This window comes from Chitinophaga pinensis (genome assembly GCF_007896845.1).
In the GTDB taxonomy this organism is placed as follows: Bacteria; Bacteroidota; Bacteroidia; order Chitinophagales; family Chitinophagaceae; genus Chitinophaga; species Chitinophaga pinensis_C.
This window is the reverse complement of record NZ_VOHS01000002.1, coordinates 1-26,332: the sequence shown is the minus strand read 5'-3', so window position 1 is coordinate 26,332 and position 26,332 is coordinate 1. Positions and strand designations below refer to the sequence as shown.

Sequence of the window (26,332 nt, the reverse complement as noted above, 5' to 3'; positions counted from 1 at the left end):
TATATCCGGCAGCTTTCAGATTGATTTATATGAAGGGGGTAAACTTTATTTTGCGGCAAGTTGCAGCTCATCAATTTTATAAACTTTGTGTCTGTCCGGGCCTACACAACCGGGAGGGCAGGGCAATCCATAGTTAAATGCTATGATTTCCGGACCCTTTGGTGTGGATATATACAGATCTTTGTTTTCGGTTTTACCGGTCTCACTTTGTTTTTGCTGAGTGCCAACAAAAACGATCGTCTGTCTGTCCTGCAGCAGGATATTATCCGGAAACACAGACGGATATACCCCAAAATAAACCCTGATCCCGTCCGCGCCGGCTGCTTCTGCTGTCTGGATATATTGTTTCAGCTCGTCCAGGCTGTACCATACACTCAATGAATCTGCTTTGCCAAGACGCTCAGAATTAGCTCTCCAACGGTTTTCCCTATAGTTTTCGCGCAGCATTGAAACGTGTTTATTATCTACGAACTGACCTGCTTTCATGATTTTTGCGGCTGACATAAGATATGTATTTTAGGTTTATTGAATCTCGTTAACAACCTAAAACTAGGTTTAAAAGCATAGGGGTTTCACTGTAAGTTTATGATTATCATAACATTACAAACATGAGAAATTTATAATTACTATATGATCAGATCATATATGATTTTATGTAATATAAAATCCGTGTATTTATGCTGGTTTTTCGTGCATATATGAAATGAAAACTGCGTGAATATCGGTATATTTTTACCGCATATTATCGGTGGTGAAAAAAAATTACATATAACTTCTACTTTTTCTGAATGCTTTTGTACCCAATTTGCCCTTTATTATATAAGAACTGAAATTTGGTTGATTTCTCACCGGGAAACATCGGTTATATAAATACCGTGATTTACGCAATTTGTACTTGCGCAAACCTACATTTCCTCTTGATTCATTGCCGGTTTTTTATCCCCACTTACCTCTAATGGAAAGACTGTTTATCAGTTATTTATCGCGTTAAAATGCGCTATTGGTATGAGTCACAGGCGTTTTGCTATACCGTGGTTTTTTTGTGTGTTATAACAGGTAACTTAAGGACGTGTCCTGCATTCTCCGTTTACGTTCTCCATGACCTTCAGATCAACTTTATTTTCTCTAATATTGAGAAGGCAATTAAGCCTGAATGCTGATTTAAAATATTGTACCCTTTGAAAACCCTAATTGTATTGTCCCCCCCAAAGTACCATAACTGGCCTGCTTTTTAGCAGGCCTTTTCTTTTGTATTACTTCAACTTCGTGCTGCCTTCAATGATATATTCCTTCAATGCAGAAAGATCATAAAAAAAGCGAAAAGCAATGACGGTATCTGCTGTTTTATCATCTGCTGGACTAAACAATGTTATCTCTGTTTCGCTCTCTGTAATCCAGGCATTTTTAATTCCTGCCGGCGCTTTGCCGGTGGACGGCTCTCCGTATAACTGACTCAATCGCCATGCCAGTTGTTCGTTGGCTTCCTGCGGATATAAAAAAATGCGGTTGATGAAACCGTCCTCGTTGATACCGGTGAGCAGGTACTGTAAGTCAATACCCGTGTCATCCCGCTCAATAGTGCCTTTCGCAACGCCGGAAAATGCGTGATAATGAGCAGGATCCGGAAAGACGCGAAAACGGTTTTTGCAGTTATAAGAAGGAAAAGGTAACATGCCCGGAATATGTTCCGGCTTTTTTCCAAGCTGTATTTCACCTATGCCCAGGTTGTGGAACCTGAAGCTATGGGAGGGTGGCATCGCTTTCATATGTATGGGTTAGTACTTATAAATTTACACAAAAAAGTAAAAGGGACGGACAAGAGGCGTTCCTCTCATCCGTCCCTTACTTTATGTGGGGAACGACTACTTCTTCGGTTTGGCGCCCATCTGGAATACCAGACGGCCTCCATTCATGATATCAGCATGGCTGATAGCATTTTTTGTTACAGGTTGACCATTCAGGGTCACTTTCTGCACATATACATTTTTGTCGCTCTGGTTGATCGCTTCTACTGTAAACGTCTTACCGTTTTCCAGCTGGATACTCGCTTCTTTTACCGCAGGGCTACCCAGAATATATTCATCCGATCCCGGACATACAGGATAGAAACCCAGTGAAGTGAAGATATACCACGCACTCATCTGTCCGCAGTCATCATTTCCACCCAGACCATCAGCACCCGGATGATACATTTTCTTCAGGATCATACGCACTCTTTCCTGTGTCTTCCATGCTTCACCGGTCCAGTTGTACAGATAAGCTACGTGATGGGAAGGCTCGTTACCATGTACATAGTTACCAATGATACCATCACGGGTGATGTCTTCTGTTTCTGCAAAGAATTCATCGGGCAGGTGCATGGTGAACAGCGAGTCCAGATGTCTGGAGAAACGTTTTTTACCACCGTTCAGTTCAATCAGCTGGGCAGGATATTGTGGTACATACAGGCTGTAGTTCCACGCGTTTCCTTCAATGAAGCCCTGATTGTCTGTCTTCAGCGGATCGAATGCGACACGGAATGTACCGTCATTCAGACGTGGACGCATGTAACCGATGCTGGCATCATATACATTGCTGTAGTTCAGGGAACGTTTGATAAACTCATCATAGATATCCTGTTTGCCCAGCTTCTTTGCGATCTGCGCGATACACCAGTCATCATATGCATATTCCAATGTCTTGGATACAGAAGCACCACTCTTGTCTTCAGGCACATAACCTTTGTCAATGTAATAGCCGATACCATCGTAGCTACGGTGTCTTGCTGTTGTTACACAGGCTTCCAGTGCTTTCTCCTGATCAAACGGCGCATTGCCTTTGATGATAGCATCTGCTATAAGGGATACACTGTGATAACCGATCATACACCAGTTTTCATTAGCATAATGTGACCATACCGGCAGCATATGCTGTACACTCTGGTCATAATGCGCCAATAATGACTGTACCATGTCAGCATTGCGCTTAGGCTGGATAACATTGAACAATGGATGCAATGCTCTGTAGGTATCCCAAAGAGAGAAAGTAGTATAGTTGGTAAAGCCTTCTGCTTTGTGATTGTTCTGATCCAGACCACGATAACTGCCATCAATGTCCATGTAAGTAGTAGGACTGAGGAAGGCGTGGTACATCGCTGTATAGAAGTTGATCATCTCATCATTGCTGTTCAGCTGAGCGGTCACTTTATGCAGTTCTTTGTTCCATTGTGCCTGTCCTTCCTGCTTTACCTTATCGAAATCCCATCCCGGTATTTCTGCACGCAGGTTAGCCAGTGCACCTTCTGTGCTTACCGGAGACAGTGCAAATTTGATCTTGATCTTTTCACCTGCCTGTACCTTGAAATCAAACCATGCTCTGATCTGACGTCCCGCCATTTCGGGGAAGTTATGTGCTACATCAAACTTGCGCCAGAAGCCTTTATATACATCATTGGCGTAGTTCTGATGACCATACTGGGAAATAGGTTTGGAGAAGGACATCGCGAAATATTCTGTCCGCGTACGCGCCCATCCGTTAGTCTGACGATAACCGGTAATCAGTGTATCATTTTCAACTCTTACGAATGTCCATACATTCTTGTTACCGTAGTTATAAATACCTGCCATCAGGTCCAGAATGATATGGGCCTGATCTGTCGCTTCAGCAAAGGTATACTGGTGAAAGCCCACTCGGTTGGTCGTGGTCATTTCAGCAGTGATATTATATTTATCAAGTTTTACTTTATAGTAGTCAGCTTCTGCTACTTCGTTATCGTGAGAGAACGGGGAGCGGTAACCCGTTTCCGGATTAGTTGCCGTACCCGGGTTCAGCAGCAGTTTACCGGTAGTCGGCATGATCAGGAAGTCACCCAGATCAGAGTGTCCTGTACCGCTGAAGTGCGTATGACTGAAGCCGGTAATGGTTTTATCTACATACTGATAGCCCGCGCAGTATTTATAAACGTCCGGGTTGTAACGGCCGTTCATCTCATACGGGAGGGTATCTGTTTCCGGGCTCAGTTGCACCATTCCGAATGGTACGGTTGCTCCGGGATAGGTATGTCCCATTTTCTCCGTACCGATAATAGGTTTAACGTACTGCACCAGGTTCTTCTCCTGGGCCTGCAGCGAAAGCTGCGTGCATAATGATAATGCAGTGATTAGTGAAAGACGAGTAGCCAAACGTGCGCCCATTGTCAATGTGTATTTTAGCGATTAGATAACCCCGCAAAATAAAAGTTCCGGGGTAAACGACTTGTCACAGTCGGGTAAAACAGTTTAAATGAAATGTAAATAATGAAAAAATGAGGCAATTTCAATATTTTGTCGGCAAATTCAGCGAGCAGTGACAAAACCGATATTAGTAATAAAATTTGGGACAGCTTCCATCACACATGAAAACGGGGAGCTGGATGAAACAATAGTGGCTTCCATAGCCAGGCAGGTAGCCGATCTTAAGGATGAATACAATATCGTATTAGTGTCATCAGGGGCCGTGGCTGCGGGTAAAAAATACCTGAAGAACTATGGTGGTACAATGAGTGAACGTAAGGCAGCAGCGGCAATAGGCAACCCCTTGCTGCTAAGCAAGTACGCCCGTTATTTCTCGCCATATGACATCGCCATCGCCCAAAGCCTTTGCGAACGCAGGCATTTTAGCAACAGAGCACAGTTCCTGCAGCTAAAGAAGACATATGAAGAATTATGGGCCAGTGGCGTAATACCCGTGGCTAATGAGAATGACGTGGTAAGTGATCTGGAACTGAAATTCTCAGACAACGACGAACTGGCCACCCTGATAGCCGTAGGCTTCGGCGCCTCGATGCTGTTGTTCAGCACTTCCGTAGGGGGTGTACTGGACAGGGAAGGAAAGGTCGTTCCTAAAATAGACGCAATTGATGAATCCATCCTGTCCCTGGCAGATACCAAAAAGTCTAATCTTGGACTGGGCGGAATGGTCTCTAAACTGACTTTCGCCCGACTCGCCACCCGGATGGGTATAAAAGTGGTTATATTCGGTATACATACTACCGATGGTATCCTGAACGCTATCGCAGGTAACACCGGTACCTTATGTCTGCCACAGGAATGTAGCATGCCTGCCCGCAAAAAATGGCTGGCCAGTGGTAGTCTGGTAACCGGCCGTGTACTGGTAGACGAGGGTGCGCTCGCAGCTCTGCAGAAAAGACGTAGCTTGCTGGCCGTAGGCGTTCTGACCGTACTGGAAAGATTTGAAGGCGGAGAAGTCTTCGAGATCGTCGATGAAGAACATAATGTTATCGCAGTGGCACGTGCGAAAGTCTCTTCTGACCTGTTGTCTGACGAAGGCAAGGTACAGAACCTCGAAATTGCACATGCAGATGACATCGTGTTGTTATAACCAATAGTGATAAAAAACCGGAAGATGGAATCTATACAACCTTTACTGGAGAAGGCACAGGCAGCCACCCGTTCCCTGAAGACACTGCCCGATGCACAAAAGCAGGAATTGCTGCGGAAGCTGGCCACAGTAGTGGAAGCGCAGACCAATGCAATCGTTGCGGAGAATAAAAAGGACCTGGATAAGATGTCTGATCAGGACCCCAAAAAAGACCGTTTATTATTAAATGCCGCCCGCATTAAACAACTGGCGGACAGTCTGAACGATATCGCCGGTCTGCAGGACCCGGCCAACCAGTTACTGGTAGAAAGAACACTGGACAATGGATTAGAGGTGCAGAAGCGTACCGTACCCCTGGGTGTTGTAGGTGTTATATATGAATCAAGACCAAATGTCACATTGGATGTTGCGGCACTCTGTATCAGATCAGGGAATGTAGCCGTACTGCGTGGCGGAACTGACGCATTCCATACCAATATTATACTGGTAGACCTGATACAACAGGTGCTGAAAGAGTTTAAAGCAGATCCCAATGCGGTGCAGTTATTACCGGTAGACAGAGCCTTGATCGGTGAAATGCTGACCGCCGTTAAATATATCGATATCATCATCCCGCGGGGTTCGCAGCAGCTGATCGACTATGTACGCGCAAACTCCAAAGTACCTGTCATCGAAACAGGTGCAGGTGTTTGTCACACATATGTGGAAAAGACCGCAGACCTGAAGAAGGCCAGCGCTATTATCACCAATGCAAAAGTATCCCGCCCTTCCGTATGTAATGCGTTGGATACCGTGTTGGTAGATAAAGCCGTGGCGCCGGATTTACTGCGTTTACTGGCTAATTCTTTACAGGATTATGATGTGGAGATCTTTGCAGATGAACTGTCTTTTAACCTGTTGCAGGCACTGGAATATCCTTACCTGATCAAGGCCACACCCGCTGATTTCGGACGCGAATTCCTTGATTACAAATGTTCGGTGAAAGTAGTAGATGGTGTAGATGAAGCCCTGCAACACATACAGGAATATTCATCCAGACATTCTGAGGCCATCGTATCACAGGATACAGCTATCAGCGAACGTTTTCTGAACGAGGTAGATGCAGCAGCCGTATACGTAAATGCTTCTACCAGATTTACAGATGGTGGTGTGTTCGGATTAGGCGCTGAAATCGGTATCTCTACGCAGAAACTGCATGCACGCGGACCTTTTGCTCTGGAGAAACTGGTGACAGAAAAATGGTTTGTCAGAGGTGACGGGCAGGTCAGATAGCATAATCATCGACCCTTTTAAAGCGATAACCTTGTTGTTTAAGATACTTAATCAGCTGTTGTAAATGCAGGTACAGTTTATCCCTTCTCCGGGGATCTGTACCTGCATGGATCAGCAGTATCACTCCATTCAGTTTCCCTTCTCTTTTCTGCTCAAAAGCCTTCACTGACTGAATGATCGTTTCACTGCTTTTGTAGGTTTTTCCCATTTCAGGATATGTATAATCTGCATTACTACCGGTACCCGGTGTGAAGCAGACGATCTGTAGACCCATGTTTGCCGACCATCTGGCAATACTGTCATTCCACCATTCATAAGGAGGAATAAAGCAGGTTACTTTACTGGTATCAATACCCAGTTGCTGCATGACTGCAAGGTTATTGTGGATATCTGTGGTGAATTGTTGTTGTGTGATCAGCAGACTATCCCTTTTCTTCCAATCGCAGTACAAAAGGTGTTTGTCGGAATGCGGACCGAGATAATGCCCTTCTTTATATAATTGTTGAATACCTGTTTTGAATGATGGATGGCGATAAAAATTACCTGTGAAGAAGAAAGATCCTTTGACCTTTTCCTGTCGTAAGGTTTGTGTAATAGCAGATAGCCCTTCTCCGAATTCATCTGCCGTAAAAACCAGCGCAATTTCCTTTCGTGTGCTATCCATCCTCGTGATGCCACCTTGTGTGACTGTATAGCCTTTTTCTTTGGCAGCGTGCTCCTGTGCCGCCAGCAGGTAGATCAACACAGCAGTACCATCCATTGTCGGTTCATTGGTGCTGTAGTCGCCATAGTCATCATGATAGACGGCCAGATCACTTTGGAACGCCGCATATTCGTCTGCTTCCTGTAACTGAATGCCAATCAGGTTTTTGAAGATATTGGTATATACCGGACCATCTACAAGTCCGCCATCAATAGGATATTGTTTCAGGTGCGTAAAAGAAGAATGTGGATCCGTTGGGGTATCGCCTTGTGCAGGTAGTCCATATACCATAGATGTACCCCATGGATTACATCCGAAGATCCAGTCGAAGCTGGCCTGTTCTAATTGAAGATAGGTATTGTCGCCGCTCAGTTCCCGGTACCAGTAACACTGTATGGCAAAGGCCACCGTGAGATTATTACTGCACCAGATGAATGGAATGCCCCGGTAGAATGCATTCTTTGCGGCCTTCTGCCATACCCGTTCTATACCCTCCCTGTAATAACGGATCAGTGTATCTCTTTGCAGACCTTTCACTTGTCTGGCCAGTGTTGCATGGGCCAGATTAATAAAGGGATACCACTGATAATGACGGGCAGTATCTTTACCCAACCATGGAGTGACCGGTTCCTTTCGGGCGAAGTCCAATGCGTCAGACAGGTATTCTTTTCCAAGGGAAGCGGCTGCCAGTTCCATATCATCTGTCCAGTTATCTTCTTCATAAAAATAAGGCGAGCGTCCGGGCGCTGTCTGACAAACACCCGGTTTGGCCAGACCGAAAGCATAGGCAGCTTTGGCCTTATGTCCAAGGGTATCAGCATAGCCGGCATAGCTATTTGCAAATAACTGTTGCCCGAGCGCAAAACAGCTGCTGAATTTCCCCGCCGTAGAAGCTGTGCCGGTAGTCCGGTTTTTATATTTCAACAACCCTTGTGGCTCGCCGGTACAGAAATATACCGGACGTTCCAGTCCGCGGCCATAAAAGTTAGTATCCTGCTTCGGAATACGCATTCCCTGATGATCCCTGTCGTCACCTATCTGATTGTACATCCTGTCATCCCGGGGATTCATTTTAATGAGCCAATCCAGCCCCCATTTTGCCTCATCTAATACGTCGGCGATACCATTACTGCCTGAGCGCCCGTTTGCCTGTAATGAGTCGGAAAAGACGTCCGGAAAATCACGCCATGCAGCCAGCAGATGCCAGGTAGCGTTGGCTGAAGTAGTGACATACTGCAGATAGTCAGATGCATCATGCCAGCCACCGGAGACAGGTACAAAGCTGGTATCCGGACCGTATACAGGAAAGCCGTCATGTGTGTGGCAGGAATCTTTCAGAAATGGATTAAATCCGCTACGTTGCTGGCGCATATAACGCAGGCAAAAGTCCGCAGCACCTTTATAAGCAGTATCACTGATGAGAAAAGCCGGTGATTTTGCCTTGGCTGTTTGCAGATAGTATCTGCCGGACGAAGTGAATGCCGAAAAATCCAGCCGGGCCGTCTGACTAAATGGCCCATAGGCACCCGCGGCCCTGCCTGCCCGCCCTTTATACACCACCTTGCCGGTAGCAGCATTGACCAGTTCAAAATATTTTAATGTATCTTGTTCTTTACTGCACCAGACCGCAACTTTGCTGCCCCGCGGGGCATATCCGAGCTGATTGATACGTATCAGGTCCGCAAGAAGGGGAAGGCTGATAAATGCGGACAATACCAGCAGGAGCAGCTTTTTCATATACACGCGGTTTTGGTTGAAGTACTGTGAAAATATAAATTAATTCGTTTTTCTGCATACAAATACTAGATATTTTGCGTTTTTGTGTTTATATTTAAATGTGAATGTGCGTTTTTATGCAGGTTTTTATCAACTGAAATAATAATTCCCGGGTATGACAGCAGGCCTCTTGTTCTCAATCGTCATTGCGTATTTCTTTATATTATTGGTAGTAGCCTGGTATACCGGCAGAAATTCCAACAACGAATCCTTCTTTATAGGCAACCGTAACAGCAACTGGATGCTGGTGGCCTTTGGTATGATCGGTACCTCTCTTAGTGGAGTGACCTTCGTGAGCGTGCCCGGAGATGTAGGGAAAACAGCATTCTCTTATTTACAGGTGGCTTTTGGTAATATGCTCGGATATGTGGTGATCGCATTTGTATTACTCCCCCTCTATTACCGGCTCCAGCTGACATCTATCTATAATTACTTCAATACCCGTTTCGGTGTCAAGGCGTATAAAACCGGTGCTTCCTTCTTTATATTATCAAGAACACTGGGTGCAACTGCCCGTTTATACCTCGTTGTAAATATTCTGCAGAACCTCCTGCAGGAGACGTTCGGTAATCAGTTCACCGTCCCTTTCTGGCTCACCACACTGATCATTCTGATGATGATCCTGCTGTATACTTTTGAAGGAGGGGTGAAGACGATCGTATATACCGATACCTTACAAACAACCTGTATGTTATCGGGTCTGGTGATCTGTATCATCTATATTCTGAATCATCTGAACCTGAATGTAGGAAATAGTCTGCAGGCCATGAGTGACCGCGGCATGTCCCAGATCTTCTTCTGGGATCCGAATAGTCCGCACTTCTTTCTGAAACAGATATTGGGTGGTGCATTTATTACAATTACCATGACCGGTATGGATCAGGAAATGATGCAGAAGAACATATCCGTGAAGCGTCTGGTGGATGCACAGAAAAATGTCATGACCCTGAGCGTGATCTTCGTGATTGTAATTATCCTCTTCCTGTTCCTCGGTGGACTGTTATACCTGTTTGCAGAACAGATCAATGTAACAGCATCAGCAGATAAATTATTCCCGACATTGGCACTGGACGCACGGTACATGCCACCAGCCATTTCCATCATCTTTATCATTGCACTGATCTCTGCACTGTTTCCGAGTGCGGATGGTGCGATTACCGCATTAACATCTTCCTTCTGTATTGACATATTAAACCTGCAGACAGGCAGACCCAGATCCGAGCAGGAGAAAAAGAATATCAGAAGAATGGTACATCTTGGCTTCACGGCTATATTCATGGTAGTCGTGTTGATATTTAAGCAGATTGACAGCTCCAGTATGATCTCCGTCATCCTGAAAGTAGCTTCTTATACATACGGACCCTTACTTGGTTTATTCGCATTTGGCATTCTCACAAAACGCACGGTAAATGACGATATGGTACCACAGATAGCGATCGCTGCACCAATACTCTGTTTTGGGATGGAGTACTTCCAGCAGTACATCTTCGGTGGTTATAAAATAGGTCTGGAATTATTGATCATCAACGGTCTGCTCATGTTCATCGGTTTGTGGCTGTGCTCAAAAGATTTTCAGAAAAGAGGTCTGGTATCCTGATCCATAAATTTTAAAGTTAACGCTATGCTTACTACAGAAATGTCTTCCCATTTTAATAATCTGGAGAAGATGAGTGTTCGCGCCCTGTTGGAAGGGATCAATAGTGAAGATATCACGGTTCCGCAGGCAGTGACAAAGGCAATTCCACAGATAGAATTACTCGTTACAGCAACAGTAGAAAAGATGAAACAGGGAGGCCGCCTGTTTTATATAGGAGCGGGTACCAGTGGACGATTGGGAATACTGGATGCTTCTGAATGTCCACCCACATTTGGTGTGCCGCATGAAATGGTGATAGGTATTATTGCTGGCGGCGATACCGCTATCCGTAAGGCTGTAGAGTTTGCAGAAGATGATACACAGCAGGCTGCAAAAGATCTCGACAACTATCATATCAATGAGAAAGATGTAGTGATCGGTATCGCAGCATCCGGAACGACGCCTTATGTGATCGGTGGTGTAAAGGCGATGCGGGAAAGAGGTATTGTTACCGGTTGTGTCACCTGCAATGTGGGTAGTCCTCTGGCAGCTGCTGTCGAATACCCTGTAGAAGCTGAGGTAGGAGCGGAGTTCCTGACAGGCAGTACGCGTATGAAATCAGGTACTGCGCAGAAGCTGATACTGAATATGATCTCCACATCTGTAATGATACAATTAGGAAGAGTAAAGGGCAATAAGATGGTTGATATGCAACTGAGCAATCATAAACTGGTGGATCGCGCTACGCGGATGGTGATGAGTGAATTGAATGTGGATGAAGCAACCGCCCGGCAGCTGATAGCAGAAAAAGGTAGTGTACGGGCAGCCATTGAAAGCAGAAAATAGACAGTATGAACAGCAATCTCCGGCAACTATTTACAATCGCAGAAAAGCCAGTAAGACGTATCATCGGACTGATGTCAGGTACCTCGCTGGACGGACTGGACGTGGCATTGTGTGCTATCAGCGGCAGCGGAATGGATACGAAGGTCACTCTTGAGCAGTTTGACACGGTGCCTTATCCGGTAGCAGTAAAAGACGAGATCAGGAAGGTGTTTGCAAAAGACACGATTCCCTTTCAGCAGCTTTGTCTGCTGCATCCCTGGCTGGCCGATCTGCATGCAAAATGGATATTGGAATGCCTATCACAATGGGGCATCTCTCCGGCTGACGTAGACCTGATTGCATCACACGGACAGACGGTATATCATAGTCCGAAAACATTGCATCAGCTACCGGACTTTCCGAATGCTACCTTACAGATCGTAGATGGTGATCATATTGCTGTAAAGACAGGCATCATCACTTTAAGCGATTTCAGGCAGAAACATATTGCCGCAGGCGGCGAAGGCGCTCCTTTGGCATTGTACGGTGACTATTGTCTCTTTTCAAAAAAGGGAGAAGATAGAGTGATGCTGAATATGGGAGGGATTGCCAATTTTACTTTTTTACCCGGAGACCTGCTGGCAGCAGGTGTGTTTGTCACAGATACAGGACCGGGTAATACTTTATTGGATGCTTTTGCAAGAACGCATTTTCAGGTAGAGTATGACAAAGACGCATTGTTTGCAAAGCAAGGCACTGTGCATGAAATTTTATTATCAGCGCTGAAGGATCATCCATTTTTTAAAGAACCTTTTCCCCGTACAACAGGCCCCGAGTTATTCAGCAAGGCTTACGTAAGTAAAGCACAACAGCAAAGTGGCACCAACGATATATCACCTTATGATATGCTGGCTACACTGACCCGCTTTAGTGCAGATACAATTACAGACGCACTGAAAAGTGATTACGCGGTATATGCCAGTGGTGGTGGCGCCCATAACCCATTACTCATGGGATGGATAAAAGAGCGTTTGCCACGGTTACAGTTGCGTACCACCGGTGAGTTGGGTATCGCCGGAGATGCAAAAGAGGCCGTATTGTTTGCAATACTGGCCAATGAAGCAATTGCAGGAGAAGGGATCAGCTTTGGCAAGCCCGGTATGCCTGCAGTTACAATGGGTAAGATCTCATTTCCTGCATAAACCTGCATTGTTTTATCCAATCCCGTAGTAAAGAAGCAAAAAAATGCGGGTTTATATTTTGTTTTCTGCGTTTTTTTGCAGAAATTCAATCTTGTATTCAACCAAATTGATCGCCTGATGTTAAAGGAAGAACGCCTCGCTTATATACTTCACCAGGTAAACCTGCATAATAAGGTGTTGTCTTCCCATCTGAGCGAACAGATACAGGTATCAGAAGATACCATCCGTCGTGATCTTGCAGAGTTGGCACAGGAAGGAAAGATCATCAAAGTACACGGCGGCGCGTTATCGAATTCATTTCATCAGGGCATTGCATCACAGGATGTATATGCCGTAGAAGATAAAAAGACCATTGCATTAAAAGCCGTCCAGCTGATACACGACGGCATGTTTGTATTAACTACAGGTGGTACTACGATTGCGGAACTGGCGCGTGTACTGCCGAGAGATCTGCAGGCTACTTTTATTACCGTTAGCCTGCCTGCTGCTTTTGAATATGCGAACCATCCGAACATTGAGGTAATTGTGATAGGGGATAAATTATCCAAAGGATCTAAGATAACCGTAGGGGGTGAAGCCATTTCAAAGATAAAAATGATCAAAGCGGATCTGTGCTTTCTGGGGAATAATGCCATAGATGCAGAAGACGGACTGACAGACAATGACTGGGACGTCGTACAGGTCAAACGCGCTATGATCAGCACTGCTAAAAAGGTAGTGGTATTATCTATTTCAGAAAAGATCGACACGTCAGAACAACTAAAGATCTGTGATGCAGAAGAGATCGATGTATTAATTACGGAGCTGCCACCCGATTCAAAGAAATTGCAGCCATACAAGAAAAAGGGTATTCAGATTTTATAATAAAACAGCCATAGAATTTACGCTGGTACAATCACCGGCACTATTTGTAATAACGTAAATGCGCTTATCAGCCAACCTGTAATCAATCAGTTATTCAAGGCAATATTCCTCTGAAGAACAAGGGATGACCATGCCTTTATTTATCGCTTTACTATTAAAAATTAGTTATGAGAATGTATCAATTATTCCGGCTTGCCAGGTGCAGGTATCTGCTGCTTTTGCTGGTCCTGCAGTGCTTTACCGCCGTTGCTGCTTTCGCACAGGTAAAGCTGTCCGGTAAGGTAACAGATGAAACGGGAGCATCGCTGCCCGGCATCACCGTAGCCATCAGGGGGACAAAACTGGGTGCAACCACATCGGTGGATGGAAACTATACCATCAACGCCGACCTCAAACCCGGTAGTTACACACTCGTATTTACAGGTATCGGATTTGCACAGAAAGAAGGTAATGTGGAGATAGGCAGCGCCAGCTCCTATACACTGAATCAACAGCTTGCTACATCTGTCTCCAAACTAGATGAAGTAGTGATCACCGGTGCCTCTATCGGTACCACCCGCAAACAGTTAGGTAGTTATGTCAGCAGTGTGAAAGCCGACGAACTGAGTAAAGGCGCTACTGCCAATGTACTCACCGCATTACAGGGTAAAACAGCCGGTGCGCAGATCACACAAAACTCCGGTGATCCCGCTGGTGGTATGTCTGTAAAACTGCGTGGTATCAGTACAATCAGTGGTTCTACTGAGCCGCTTTACATCATAGATGGTGTGATAATCGATAACTCTACTACACGTGTAACCAACGCGGATGCATCTTATGCGGGTGGCAGTTTTGCTGGTAACGTCGGTCAGAACCGTATGGTAGATATCAACCCGGCTGACATTGAACGTATCGAAGTACTGAACGGTGCAGCTGCAGCCGCCATCTATGGTTCAAGAGCAAATGCAGGGGTTGTACAGATCTTTACAAAGAAAGGTAGCGGTGGTGCGCCCGTAGTGAATTTCTCTACCAGCTTCAACGTAAACGAACTGCGGAAGAAACTGGACGTGAATCAGGCGCCGGTGAAGTTTGGCGGTACACCGGATGTGTCTACTCAAACTATTCTTACTCCAACTATTACCAATACAACAGCGGTACAGCGTTACGACTATCAGGATTATATTTTCCGCACAGGTGTTGGTACAGACAATAACGTATCTGTTGCCGGCGGACAAAATAAAACGAGATACTACGCTTCTGCCGGTTATCTCTACAATCAGGGTATTGTAAGAAATACAGACTTTAACCGTTACAGCTTCCGTCTGAATCTGGATCAGGAACTGAACAAATGGCTCAGCTTTAATGCATCTGTAAACTATGTCTACAGCAAGACAAATGAGAAACCTGATGGTAACTCATTCTTCTCTCCGACAAATGCAGTCACTATCATAGGTAACTATTACGACCTGCAGCAACGAAATGCATTGGGTAATCTGGTGGCAATCGGAGAACGTGGACGTGTAAACCCGGTTTCCATCATTGAAGATTTTAAACAACAACAACAAACCAGCAGAATTATCACTGGGGCAGGTTTAAAACTGACGCCGTTCAAAAACCTGACAATAGATTATCACATGGGTATTGATAACTATAGCCAGGACGGTACCACCTTCATCCCTCCTTTCGCCTATAATGTAAGCCTTGCATTCTTCGGAGGTGGTGCCACACTGGATCCTACGCAGAATGGTTATGCGAGCACCGGTGTGAATAACTCTTTCCTGATCAATCACGATATCAATGCTACTTATAATGCACAGATAACACCTGATCTGGCATCTGTAACGCAGGTGGGCTATTCCCTGCAATATCAGAATGTACATTACTCTCTGCAGCAGGGTAGAGGTTTGCCGCCATTTGTACAGACAGTAAGTGGCGCAGCTACCCTGATACCGGGTACAGATGAACGGACCAAACTATCTATCTCCGGTCAGTTCATTCAGCAAAACTTCAAATACCGTGATCAGTTGTTTGTAACGGGTGCATTAAGACGGGATGGTTCTTCTGTATTTGGTCAGGATGAGCGTAATCAGATTTATACTAAACTCAGTGGTAGCTATGTATTGTCTGGTACAGATTACTGGAAAGATCTGGGCGTGTCCAACTGGTGGAATCTGTTCAAATTGAGGGCTGCTTATGGTCAGTCAGGTAACCTGACAGGTATTCCAGCCTATGGCCGTTTTAACACCTATAAAGCCATGGCGTTTGTAGGAGCGGCTTCATTTACTTCTCCGACCACTTACACCAATCCGGATATCAAACCTGAAAGACAGGAAGAGTTAGAGTTCGGTACAGACATGGCTTTTGCAAATAACCGCATCAACCTTTCTGTGAACTACTATACCAAAAAAGTAAAAGACCTGCTCATTGCACGTGCGATCGCTCCTACACAAGGTTACAGCACCCGTCTGGATAATATAGGGTCTCTTTCCAATAAAGGTGTTGAAGTGGTGTTAAATGTAGTACCGGTAAAAACAAAGAGTTTCAACTGGGATATGACCGCCATCTTCAATCGTAACAGAAACAAAGCGATTGACATCGGACAGTCTATCATCCTTTACTCTACAGTGAGCGGTGCGCCGGTAGCGATAGCTAATGGTGAACCAATAGGCTTCTTCTATGGTACCTTCTTTGCACGTGACGCCAGTGGCAATCAGCTGAAAACACCGGCTGGCATCCCTGTGACAGAAGCAGGTGTGCAGAATACACCATTCTCCTATACACCGGCAAGAGATCCTAATACAGGTCTGCCACCTACTACCGGTGTAACGGCTTTACAAAGAAAAATAGGGGATCCTAACCCTGACTGGACCGGTACACTGACCAACGACTTCACCTATAAGAAATTCAGTCTGCATACACAGGTTGACTTTGTACAGGGTGTAGATGTGTTCAATGCTGACTTCAGAACAAGACAAGGTGTGGATAACGGTAAAATAGCCGAGCAGGAAGACCTGGGATTGTTACCACGTGGATTTATTGCCGGAAACTACAACATCCAGGAATGGAGAGTTGATGATGGTTCTTTTGTAAAACTGAGAGAAGTATCACTCAGTTATAATATTGGTAAAATTAAAGGTCTGAGCGATCTGACAGTAAGTGTGGGTGGACGTAACCTGCATTCATGGGACAACTACAAAGGATATGATCCGGAGGTGAATGCAGCAGGTCAGAGCACTGTATTGCGCGGTATTGATTTTGGTAGCGTACCTGCACCAAGAACATATAATGTTGCACTGCGTGCCAGATTCTAAACCATCAAAACGAAGAATTATGAAAATGTATTTCAATAAATATAGCCGTTCTTTTCTGGCAGGAGTGCTACTGTTAACTGCCGCCTCCTGTAAAAAGGAATATGCGGATCCTTCCGGTCCTTCTTACGATCAGGCTATCAGTTCGCCGAATGCTCTGGCTGATCTGACGGTAGGTTTACAGAACTGGTACACGGCCAACAGAACCAGTATTGTATATACCTCTATTACCATCGGTAGCCTGCTTACCGGAGAAACTTATGTAGTAAACGCCGGTAATGCAGACGAGGGACAATTATATGCAGGCGGTGCAAGTCTGCAGAATACCAATGCGGTTGTGACAGGCATGTGGTCTGTATCCAATAAGATCATTTTTGATGCAGACAGGGTATTGAACAATGCTAGTGCAATCATTCCGGATGCGAACTACAGAAGTGGTGTGATTGTCTACGCCTCGCTGTTTAAAGCATTGGCAATCGGTAATATGTCCATGTTCTGGACAAATGTGCCGGATACAACAGGTTCCAATGTACCTTTTATTACCAGTCAGGAAGGCTACAGAAAAGCAGTACGTGTGATCAATGGTGCATTGAATGTGCTGGCACAGGATACCATCAGTGCTGCATTCAGGGGAAATATCCCCGGCGGTGTTAATATCCTCAATACACTGTACGCATTAAAAGCCCGTTATGCACTTTTTGCCGGTGATTATGATACCGCACTCACCACTGCCAACAAAGTAAGTGGTACTTCTACATTTAACTATAACACGGTGATCACCAACCCGATCTTCACATTGGTGACCACTACAAACAATATCTATCAGGTGGTTGATTCCGCGATGGGGCTTCCCGTAGGTTTACAGCCAGATTTAACGGATAAACGTGTACCGTTCTATGTCGGTATAGGAACGAACCCAAAATTCCGTGTAAAAGGCTTTTATACCGCTTTAACACAAAGTATTCCGGTATACCTGCCGGGAGAGATCACTCTGATCAAGGCCGAGTGTTACGCCCGTAAAGATCAGCTGGGGGATGGCCTCACAGAGCTGAATAAGGTCGTAACCAAACAGCCGGGTGCAGATGCATTTGGCGTAGGAGCAGATCTGCCGCAGGTTAATGCAGCGAATAAAGATGAACTGCTGACCTTAATCTACAAACACCGCCACATTGAATTGTTCATGAGCGGTATGGAACTGGAAGACCAGCGCAGGTTCAACAGACCAGTGACTGAACGCAAACGTTCATGGCTGCCGTTCCCGTTTGTGGAAAGAAATGATAACACTAATATTCCTCCTGACCCTGCGTTTTAAGGTCAGATAAACTAATTCTTAATTCGTCATTCTCACAAGAGGCTGACCGGAATCTATTCTGGTCAGCCTCTTGTGTTTTCGCTAAGAGTTTACTATTTTAGGAACCCGGGTACGCAACCCCGTATCCATTACAGGTGAAAGATTACTTTCCTTAAAAACCGTTAATTCCGCTATGAGAAAACACTATTTATTGCTGCTGGCAGCTTTGTTATGTTATTGCCCGTTAACCTTTTCACAGAAAAAGATTGGCTTTGAAAAACCCGGAGACCAACAGAAAAGAATGGCCTGGTGGACCAACGACCGCTTTGGTATGTTCATTCACTGGGGACTGTACGCCCTGCCCGCCCGGCATGAGTGGGTCAAGAAACGGGAGCAGCTGACCAACGAAGATTATCAACAGTATTTCGATCAGTTCAACCCCGATTTGTATAATCCGAAGGAATGGGCCAGAATGGCAAAAGCTGCAGGGATGAAGTACGCTGTGATCACCAGTAAACACCATGAAGGATTCTGCCTCTTTGATTCAAAGTACACTGATTATAAGGCTACCAATACGCAGGCAAAGCGTGACCTGATAAAGGAATGGGTAGAGGCATTCAGGGCAGAAGGACTGAAGGTCGGCTTTTATTACTCCCTGCTGGACTGGCACCATCCTGATTTTACGATAGACAGACACCATCCGCAACAACCGGCGGGTGACAGCGATACCGCTTATGCAAGACTGAATCAGGGAAAAGACATGAGCAAATACCGTGAATACATGTACAATCAGATCAAGGAATTACTGACGAAATACGGTAAGATCGATATCATGTGGCTGGACTTTTCCTATCCCGGTAAAAATGGCAAGGGCCGGGACGATTGGGGCTCTCTGGACCTGATGAAAATGATGCATAAACTGCAACCCGGGATCATTGTGGATAACCGCCTTGATCTGAATGACTATGAAGACGGCTTTGACTTTGTTACGCCTGAACAGACACAGGTAGCCGAATGGCCGACCGTAAACGGTAAAAAGGTAGCATGGGAAACCTGTCAGACCTTCTCCGGCTCGTGGGGATATTATCGCGATGAAGACAGCTGGAAGAGCCCGTCTCAACTGTTGCAGCTGCTGATCGGCTCCGTCAGTAAAGGAGGAAACCTGTTACTGAATGTGGGTCCTACCGCCCGCGGACTGTTTGACTACCGTGCAAAAGATGCATTGGGTGCCATCGGAGACTGGATGGCTGTCAATAGTCCGGCTATTTATGGCTGTACACAGGCACCGGAAGAGTTTCAGGCGCCTAATGGAACCATGCTGACCTACAACCCGACCACCCGTAAATTATATGTACATTTATTATCATGGCCACTCAATAAACTGGTGCTGCAAGGATTTAACCAAAAAGTTAAATATGTGCAATTCCTGCATGATAATTCAGAAATAAAGTATCTTGGAAAGGAAAATCAGGGCAGCAATGATCTAGTACTCACGATGCCTTTGAAAAAGCCTCCGGTGGAGATACCAGTGATTGAGCTGACTTTGAGATGAAATGAAACGCTTTTTATTAAACCTACAACTGAACATCAGCCTGTTCCTGCTTTTACAGATTATAGGAGCAGGCTGTTTGTACGCCCAGAACACGCGGGATACCGCATGGGTGAAACCTTTTGAAAAGGATAATAATATACAGCTGTATGGTGGTTACTCCGGCAGCAGTTTTATTTTCCAGACAAAAAAAACGCCACGGGAATACTTTCGCCTGTTAGCGAATAACGCCGGTTATACCGGATTCAATCTTAACTACAAATACCTTTCTCTTTTTTACGACTTTACCTTACCTTATACCAGTCTGGCTGACAGGACAACCGGTTTGCGCAACCGTAATCTTCAGGTGTCACAGTTTGGCTATCGTTTTGGTGTAGAGGCAGGGTTCCAGCGGGTAGACGGGATGCTTTTTGAGGTACGTGGCCGCAGGAGGGATCCGCCGGTGACATTTGAAAATATCCGCTACCGTAGATATGACGCCAATTTTTACCTTTTTACAAATCCAAAGCACTTCTCCTATAGTGCAGCCAATTTCTACAGCAGCCTGCAGCGACAGACTGCCGGCAGCTGGCTGTTTATGATTAGTCCGGAGTACCAGCAATTCAGCTTTGCAAAAGCGAATCTCATTGGTGATGAAGCAAAGGATTCCATGGTCTACGAACTGGTAAAACCACAACCCGCATGGGTATCGGCCATCGGTTATGTAGGCTATTCCTGCAATATTGTAATGGAAGGAGGATGGTCCATCAGTCCGACATTACTGGTAGGCGCCGGAGGCCAGTACCCGCTATATGACAACCGTTTTAACCCCAAGGAGATCAGCCTTGTATATAGCGCAATCGGTAAAATCAACTGTGGATATAACGGAGATCATTTCTTCAGCTACCTCAGTGCCAGCCACGACTATGCCCGGGACCACCTGCCCGCCGCACACCTGCATCTGCAAAACAGTGATTTTTCTCTTACCGTTGGATACCGTTTTCCCAGCCTTAAACATAAAATATTGGGGCTCTTGTAATAATTTGTATAAGTATGGGGAAATTTTGTAAGTTCCTTGCCTGATTTAGGAAGCTTAACTATAACACTTATGCAATTCAAACGGACCTACCTGGTACCGCTGGCCCTATTGCTGGCAGCGACATTATGCTCTTTATCCACACCTCCGGAGGAAAAGGCGAAAAATCTGAAAGTATTACCCAAAAACATCAGCCATGACGATCTGATGAAAGAGATGCGCAGCTACAACAAGGCTCTGGGCGTTAAATGTGACTACTGTCATGCCAAACTGCCGGATAATCCACAGAAAATGGACTTCGCCAGCGATGCAAAAGAAGAAAAGGAGACTGCCCGCGAAATGCTGAAAATGACCTTCCGTATTAATAAAAAATACTTTAAATCCGGTAAGGATGAGAAAGGTATGCAGGTAATGACAGTGACCTGTTATACCTGCCACAACGGACAAAAAGAACCGGCATCGAAGCCTGCAGGGGGAGAAGAAGCGCCTCATCAGCACTAGAAGGGTTTGGGCCGAATAGCTAAAAGCAATATCTTTAGGTAGAAACATCTACCTATTGTTGAATTAACTATTATAGACTACACAACTTTAAATGTAAGACCATGATTGCTTTTAACTCCCTTGCTATTCTGGCGCTGCTTTTCTTTCTTGCCCACGTTGTATTACTGTTTACATCATTTGGAAAAAAAGGTTATCAGAAGAAACGGTATTTCTATTCACACCTGACCCTCTGGATCTGCGGTGGATTGGTTTTCCTGCTGGCAATGTTATACGCAGGTACTAACACCTCCTCTATACTGGATGTATTCGATACGCCCGGTAAACAGTTACTGATCCTCGGAATGGTTGTTGTTTTGTCACTTTCAGCACATACTATCGTAAGACTGCTGGTGATGCCGAAGTATCAGTTTGGCAACAAATAACCTGAAAAGATTTTTATAAAATGGGCCTGTGATAGCATATCACAGGCCCATTTTATTTACCATGAATAATATACACTGGTGAAATAGCAGGTTTTTTATATATAAAGTGGATAACTCTGTCACAGCTGTTGGGAACTCTTCTCTATCGCCTAAGTACCCTTTTTCAGGCTTTTCGTATTTTCAGTATTCACCAGTATTATTTTTGATGGCCAGACAAGATTCTATCATTTTATTTACCGGTAAACTCGGTAATATGATCGGTTACTACCGCAAAGGTCAATACCTGTTGCGCAGTACTCCTGTAAGTGTAAAACAAACTGATGCGACCCGGCGGGCCGCAAAACGTTTCGGGATAGCCAGCAGAAAAGGCGCTCTTATCCGTAGTATATTTGATGATGAACTGGATATCCACAATGACGGTACGCAGGTCAACCGCCTGAACAGCGCTTTGATCCGGGCAACAGACAAGGATATCAGTGCTATAAAAGGCTTCCGCTTTAACCAGCATACAGGTATAGACAGATTTTTTACAATCGCACCCACACTAACAGAGGAAGGCATGCTGCATATTCCTGCACAATGCTTGTTGGCGGGCAAAGGGATCACCGCATTGGAAGTAAAGATCATCGCGGCACGTATCAGCTTTGGCACCCAACGCGTAATTGGCACGAAGACCTCCACCATACAAATTGACCCCAGCCAGCCATTTACAGCAACCGCCATGTCTGTCGATGTGCCGGGAACCGGAACGCTCGTAGTGGTTTTGCAAATAAGAGCTTTCCGTAAAGATGGACCAGCTTGCAGCAGGAAAGATTACGCGGCTGATATCGTAGGTATATCAGCACCACAGCCGGTATATGTCAGACACATTACGACAGAACAGGTATATGATGAGACAGATAAACAATCTGAAATAAACCCTTATTCTGCCCCATCAGCTACTCCCTATGTTATTCAGCGGGAATGAAACATTGCCTGATAACTGTATACTGGTGAGTAACTATGCCTATTGAACTTTACATATTCCCGATAAATATTTGATACCTTTCTGTAGCATCTGCTGCAGGTTGACCCTCTATTGATATAACTCCTGCTTTTTATCTCCGGGCAAAAATATCACCGTTAATACACCAACAGAGACGATCTTCGCATCAAGTCCACGTATTGGTCGTATCCTGTTCCTGTCTTGTATATATAACCATTAGGTACACTCCCTGTTAATACCGGAGGGCTATTATTAGAAAGAATTAATTTCTCCGTTATATTTGTCTGCAAATTTAAATATCCCATAGGCACCCGATATAAGTGTCTTTTTATTTTACCTATGTTCTCAGTTCAAAAATGTTCGATACAATCAGATGATCTTATTGTCAGCGTAAAAACAGTTTCCGCAGCCTGCACCCATTTCACCGGAAAGGGTAGAATCCTGATGGTATTAGCTACCACGACATTGATCAGATAAAAGTTTTAAAATCAGCCTATACATATGACTATCAAATTTTTCTCATTAACATTTTTCATCGCTTTTATTTCAACAATTGTCTTTGCACAGGTGCCTTCGGATACAAATAAAATTGACAATAATGGAAAGAAGACAGGATTATGGATTACCCGATGGAGGGACACCAGTAACATTTCACATATGGAATATTACATTGACGGAAAAAAGAATGGTCTTTGTAAATACTATAATCCCGATGGAGATCTGGTACGTGAAATAGAATATGTGAATGATACACTGCACGGTCTTTATAGGAAGCAAACTCCTTTTGGGACAGACGTATCAACTTTCATACACGGAAAGATAGAGGGGCTCAGAATCATTTATGACTATAGAAAAAGCGTAATGGCTGACCATATGTATAAAAATGGTCTTGCAAATGGTCTTTCTCATTTTTATTATAGCAATGGACGTCAGATGACAGAATCAACCTACATTAATGGAAAAGAGAATGGTACAAGGTTTGGCTATGCTGACAGTAATAAGCGGGAACTCAGGTTCGCAACCGACTTTGTAGATGACATACGTGTTGAGCGCAGGATTTATAAAAAAGGGAAACTTGTAAAAACTGAAAAATATGATGAAACGGGTGAAACGGTAACCGAGCTAATCATAGAGAAAAAGAGAAAGCATAAATAATGATCATATAGCTACGTAGCAAATTAAAAATCAATATATCCCCGATATAAGGGAGCCGGCTCACCGGAATAGGGGATTGGCCTGTCCCCGATAATGGATGATTTTTGTATCAGTCTTAACTGATTTCAATATGACACCAAAGGAAAGGGAAGAAGCACTGGCCCGACTGGCAGCAGTCGATGTAGCTTCTATGACGGGCAAGCATATCGCATCAACCGCAAAGCTGGACAATCTGCAGGGACTTATGCGTGTAATGACAGTACTGAAAGTACCTCCTACACAGGCTGAAAATGTGTACGGGCAGATGGTAAACAGACTCAAAGATGCAGAACTGACAGTGAACTTTTCTGTGGATAAGTTTTATAATAATACCAGTCAGGCAACCAGATTATTAAATGCATTTGAAACACCTCAACGTCCGGGATATATGACCGAAAGGAAGCTGGCGGAGGAAAGACTATTTGACTATTCAAATGCAAAAGGAAAGCTGGGGATGAAAGACAATGAGAAAAGTGTGATAGACCGGATTAAAAAGTTTGGTAGTCAGCTGACAGGTAATAATCCCTCTTTCGCTTCTGGTATGCGTCCGCGTTACGCTGCAGTTAACTTCAAGAATAGCAGACATGGCGCTGCGGGTGACTATGGTGCTTCATTCATGGTGCTGAAAGATCATGTTAAACTGAATTGTACCTTGCTCGACAGAGATTCATTTAACTACAGACAGGATGCACAGGCAGCAGATAAACTGGCGAATTACGCGCATCCGGATCGCATTATTTTGAATATGAGAGATAATACCCTGAAGGCACTTTATAAAGCTGCTACAGGTAATCACATTGCCGGTGCTGATGTTGTCGGCCTGCTGGACTATGTAGAAGCACAGATACATTCTCCGATCCTGTTTAACAGAGATGTGAAACGTATGTATGTATCCAATGTGTCAATGTCAGATGGTGGTAAGCGCGATGCCCGTCCTTACAGAGAGTATTTACGAAATTCGGGCGGCAGTTTGGTATACCGGTGCAGTTTATTTAATGTCTGGTGCCTTTTTGGGCAGCACATCGGTAGCGCTCAATATATCCGGTAGATGTGCCGTAGGAAGAGTTGACTATAAGCTGCATCTTCCTATATCTCATAATACATGTATAAAGGAGAAGCCTTATCTTTAGGAAATTGACAGATAAAATATGTTTTGGGAAGAAAAGATTGAATATTTAAAAAAGGAATTTACGCAGGTTGAGTTTTCTTTTCCATTTCATGATTGGATTAACATCATGAAAAAGATAGAAAATATCTTTCTTACCAAAGAGCATCCGGAATACCATTTTTGCAATTGGAGTAATCAGATAAAGCATAAAACGCTGATAACATCCACTGATATGGGCCATCTTCAAACAACGCTTGCACAATTATATGATGACTCTAATATTGGGTAGTGGTCATACCAGGCCTCGACCCTTTAGGAAAGCATTATTTATATAACTGTAGCGTAAAGAGTGTGTGCAGATTGGTGACTTTACAGAAGAATCCTTTTTTATTATTGATAAGAAATATAATGGTTTGTGTATTTCGATTTAATGAAAGTACACACTTCAATATTTTTAAAAGTGGTCATGTTGTAACGCCTTTTGATCATCTTGTAGCATAGTACGATATAGCTGCCGCCGTCTGCATCGATGCCCTGTATCCCAGCTCCGCACCACCACTCACATTCATCACATGTCCGGTAATAAACCGCGCTTTATCCGACGCCAGAAATACACAGGCATCGGCTATAACATCTCCCTCCGGACAATACCCCAGCACATGTATATCATTCATATATGCTCAAATCCCTGTGCATTGGGCTGATTTCCCCATTCGCGCAACATAGGTGTCCTACACCGGCAGGAGCTACGGCATTGACACGGATCTGAAAAGGAGCATAGTCAAGCGCCATTGATTTCGTGAGGGTATTGATCGCGCCTTTACTGGCGGTGTACGCAGCATGATTTTCCTGCCCGATTTCGGCAACCAGACTACTGGTGTTGATGATGCATCCTTTGCTTTCTTTCAGGGCCGGAATGCCATACCGGGTGGTCAGGTAGATACTTTCAGATTGGTGTCATGACCAGATCCCATTCTGATTCGCTGGTTTCGTGTAGGGGGTAGAAGGGTGGGCAATGCCCGCATTATTGTGGATAACGTCTATTTTGCCATACTTCGCCAGTGTTTCATGGATAGCCGCTTCCACATCAGCGGATTGGGATATGTCTGCAAAGATCGTATGGTGCTGATTGCCTAATAGATGGATGGCCGATGCGAGGGCAGGCGCATCGTGGATATGATCACAACGATGGCGCCTGCTTCCGCATATTTCAGGGCACATGCTAATAGATACCGGATGAGCCGCCCCGTCAGTAAGATTATTTTACCGGTCAGGAGTTGCATAAATGAATGAGGGTATAGGATATGATCAGCCCTTGCTGGCCGTGATTTCTTTATGTCACCATTGATTTACCTTCACTTTGCGTGCAGTAGGTGAACTGATACGGTAAGAAGTAACCTTACC

General features: G+C 44.7%; 20 protein-coding genes and 1 pseudogene. 15 read left to right on the top strand and 6 right to left on the bottom strand.

Annotated elements, in window-relative coordinates; all coding sequences use genetic code 11:
* Nucleotides 1-45 precede the first annotated feature (45 nt).
* The 3 genes from FEF09_RS02065 to FEF09_RS02055 all read right to left on the bottom strand — a co-directional run bounded on the left by FEF09_RS02065 (nt 46) and on the right by FEF09_RS02055 (nt 4,172).
* Entirely contained in the window at nt 46-504 is a 459-nt protein-coding gene (locus FEF09_RS02065) for a hypothetical protein (protein ID WP_146303427.1), read from the bottom strand.
* A gap of 749 nt (nt 505-1,253) precedes the next feature.
* Nucleotides 1,254-1,766 (bottom strand): hypothetical protein, encoded by a 513-nt coding sequence (locus tag FEF09_RS02060; protein WP_146303425.1) that lies wholly within the window; start codon nt 1,764-1,766, stop codon nt 1,254-1,256.
* A gap of 96 nt (nt 1,767-1,862) precedes the next feature.
* Nucleotides 1,863-4,172 (bottom strand): GH92 family glycosyl hydrolase, encoded by a 2,310-nt coding sequence (locus FEF09_RS02055; RefSeq protein ID WP_146303423.1) that lies wholly within the window; start codon nt 4,170-4,172, stop codon nt 1,863-1,865.
* 151 nt (nt 4,173-4,323) lie between these two features.
* Here FEF09_RS02055 and proB point away from each other — a divergent pair, with 151 nt between their 5' ends.
* Both proB and FEF09_RS02045 read left to right on the top strand, forming a co-directional pair.
* Complete coding sequence (proB, locus tag FEF09_RS02050) at nt 4,324-5,358, top strand: glutamate 5-kinase (RefSeq protein ID WP_089815728.1); 1,035 nt, start codon at nt 4,324-4,326, stop codon at nt 5,356-5,358.
* A gap of 24 nt (nt 5,359-5,382) precedes the next feature.
* The gene (locus FEF09_RS02045; RefSeq protein ID WP_146303421.1) at nt 5,383-6,630 is read left to right on the top strand and encodes a glutamate-5-semialdehyde dehydrogenase; all 1,248 of its coding nucleotides are present in this window, start codon (nt 5,383-5,385) and stop codon (nt 6,628-6,630) included.
* Here FEF09_RS02045 and FEF09_RS02040 read toward each other — a convergent pair.
* On the bottom strand, nt 6,623-9,070 hold the full coding sequence (locus FEF09_RS02040) for a glycoside hydrolase family 9 protein (protein ID WP_146303419.1): 2,448 nt from the start codon (nt 9,068-9,070) through the stop codon (nt 6,623-6,625). The genes FEF09_RS02045 and FEF09_RS02040 overlap by 8 nt on opposite strands.
* A 154-nt stretch (nt 9,071-9,224) precedes the next feature.
* On the opposite strand from FEF09_RS02040, the gene FEF09_RS02035 reads away from it, so the two are divergent.
* From FEF09_RS02035 to FEF09_RS01975, 13 genes are all read left to right on the top strand, one after another.
* Nucleotides 9,225-10,706: a sodium:solute symporter gene (locus tag FEF09_RS02035; protein WP_146303417.1), complete on the top strand. Its 1,482-nt coding sequence runs from the start codon at nt 9,225-9,227 to the stop codon at nt 10,704-10,706.
* Nucleotides 10,707-10,730: 24 nt separating this feature from the next.
* On the top strand, nt 10,731-11,531 hold the full coding sequence (murQ, locus tag FEF09_RS02030; RefSeq protein ID WP_146303415.1) for an N-acetylmuramic acid 6-phosphate etherase: 801 nt from the start codon (nt 10,731-10,733) through the stop codon (nt 11,529-11,531).
* A 5-nt stretch (nt 11,532-11,536) separates the two neighbouring features.
* A complete protein-coding gene (locus FEF09_RS02025; protein WP_146303413.1) occupies nt 11,537-12,712 on the top strand; it encodes an anhydro-N-acetylmuramic acid kinase in 1,176 nt (391 codons plus the stop codon).
* Nucleotides 12,713-12,829: 117 nt separating this feature from the next.
* Nucleotides 12,830-13,576 carry a DeoR/GlpR family DNA-binding transcription regulator gene (locus FEF09_RS02020; RefSeq protein WP_146303411.1) on the top strand — a complete coding sequence of 249 codons (747 nt, stop codon included), beginning with the start codon at nt 12,830-12,832 and terminating at the stop codon, nt 13,574-13,576.
* 173 nt (nt 13,577-13,749) lie between these two features.
* Nucleotides 13,750-16,866: a SusC/RagA family TonB-linked outer membrane protein gene (locus tag FEF09_RS02015; RefSeq protein ID WP_261387294.1), complete on the top strand. Its 3,117-nt coding sequence runs from the start codon at nt 13,750-13,752 to the stop codon at nt 16,864-16,866.
* 19 nt (nt 16,867-16,885) lie between these two features.
* Nucleotides 16,886-18,175 (top strand): RagB/SusD family nutrient uptake outer membrane protein, encoded by a 1,290-nt coding sequence (locus FEF09_RS02010; RefSeq protein ID WP_146303407.1) that lies wholly within the window; start codon nt 16,886-16,888, stop codon nt 18,173-18,175.
* A 172-nt stretch (nt 18,176-18,347) separates the two neighbouring features.
* Entirely contained in the window at nt 18,348-19,706 is a 1,359-nt protein-coding gene (locus tag FEF09_RS02005) for an alpha-L-fucosidase (protein WP_146303405.1), read from the top strand.
* 1 nt (nt 19,707) lies between these two features.
* Complete coding sequence (locus tag FEF09_RS02000; RefSeq protein ID WP_146303403.1) at nt 19,708-20,721, top strand: DUF4421 domain-containing protein; 1,014 nt, start codon at nt 19,708-19,710, stop codon at nt 20,719-20,721.
* A gap of 69 nt (nt 20,722-20,790) precedes the next feature.
* The gene (locus FEF09_RS01995) at nt 20,791-21,219 is read left to right on the top strand and encodes a c-type cytochrome (protein WP_146303401.1); all 429 of its coding nucleotides are present in this window, start codon (nt 20,791-20,793) and stop codon (nt 21,217-21,219) included.
* Nucleotides 21,220-21,320: 101 nt separating this feature from the next.
* Nucleotides 21,321-21,641, top strand: coding sequence for a hypothetical protein (locus tag FEF09_RS01990; protein ID WP_146303399.1), 321 nt, complete (start codon nt 21,321-21,323; stop codon nt 21,639-21,641).
* 205 nt (nt 21,642-21,846) lie between these two features.
* Nucleotides 21,847-22,608 carry a hypothetical protein gene (locus tag FEF09_RS01985; RefSeq protein ID WP_146303397.1) on the top strand — a complete coding sequence of 254 codons (762 nt, stop codon included), beginning with the start codon at nt 21,847-21,849 and terminating at the stop codon, nt 22,606-22,608.
* A 519-nt stretch (nt 22,609-23,127) separates the two neighbouring features.
* The gene (locus FEF09_RS01980; protein WP_146303395.1) at nt 23,128-23,781 is read left to right on the top strand and encodes a toxin-antitoxin system YwqK family antitoxin; all 654 of its coding nucleotides are present in this window, start codon (nt 23,128-23,130) and stop codon (nt 23,779-23,781) included.
* Between the two features lie 130 nt (nt 23,782-23,911).
* Nucleotides 23,912-24,868 carry a DUF3626 domain-containing protein gene (locus FEF09_RS01975; RefSeq protein ID WP_186774160.1) on the top strand — a complete coding sequence of 319 codons (957 nt, stop codon included), beginning with the start codon at nt 23,912-23,914 and terminating at the stop codon, nt 24,866-24,868.
* A 545-nt stretch (nt 24,869-25,413) separates the two neighbouring features.
* Here FEF09_RS01975 and FEF09_RS32665 read toward each other — a convergent pair.
* Nucleotides 25,414-25,602: an SDR family oxidoreductase gene (locus tag FEF09_RS32665; protein ID WP_261387293.1), complete on the bottom strand. Its 189-nt coding sequence runs from the start codon at nt 25,600-25,602 to the stop codon at nt 25,414-25,416.
* Nucleotides 25,595-26,149 (bottom strand): annotated as a pseudogene (locus FEF09_RS01970) (SDR family NAD(P)-dependent oxidoreductase). Before FEF09_RS01970 ends, FEF09_RS32665 begins: the two are co-directional and overlap by 8 nt.
* Nucleotides 26,150-26,332 lie beyond the last annotated feature (183 nt).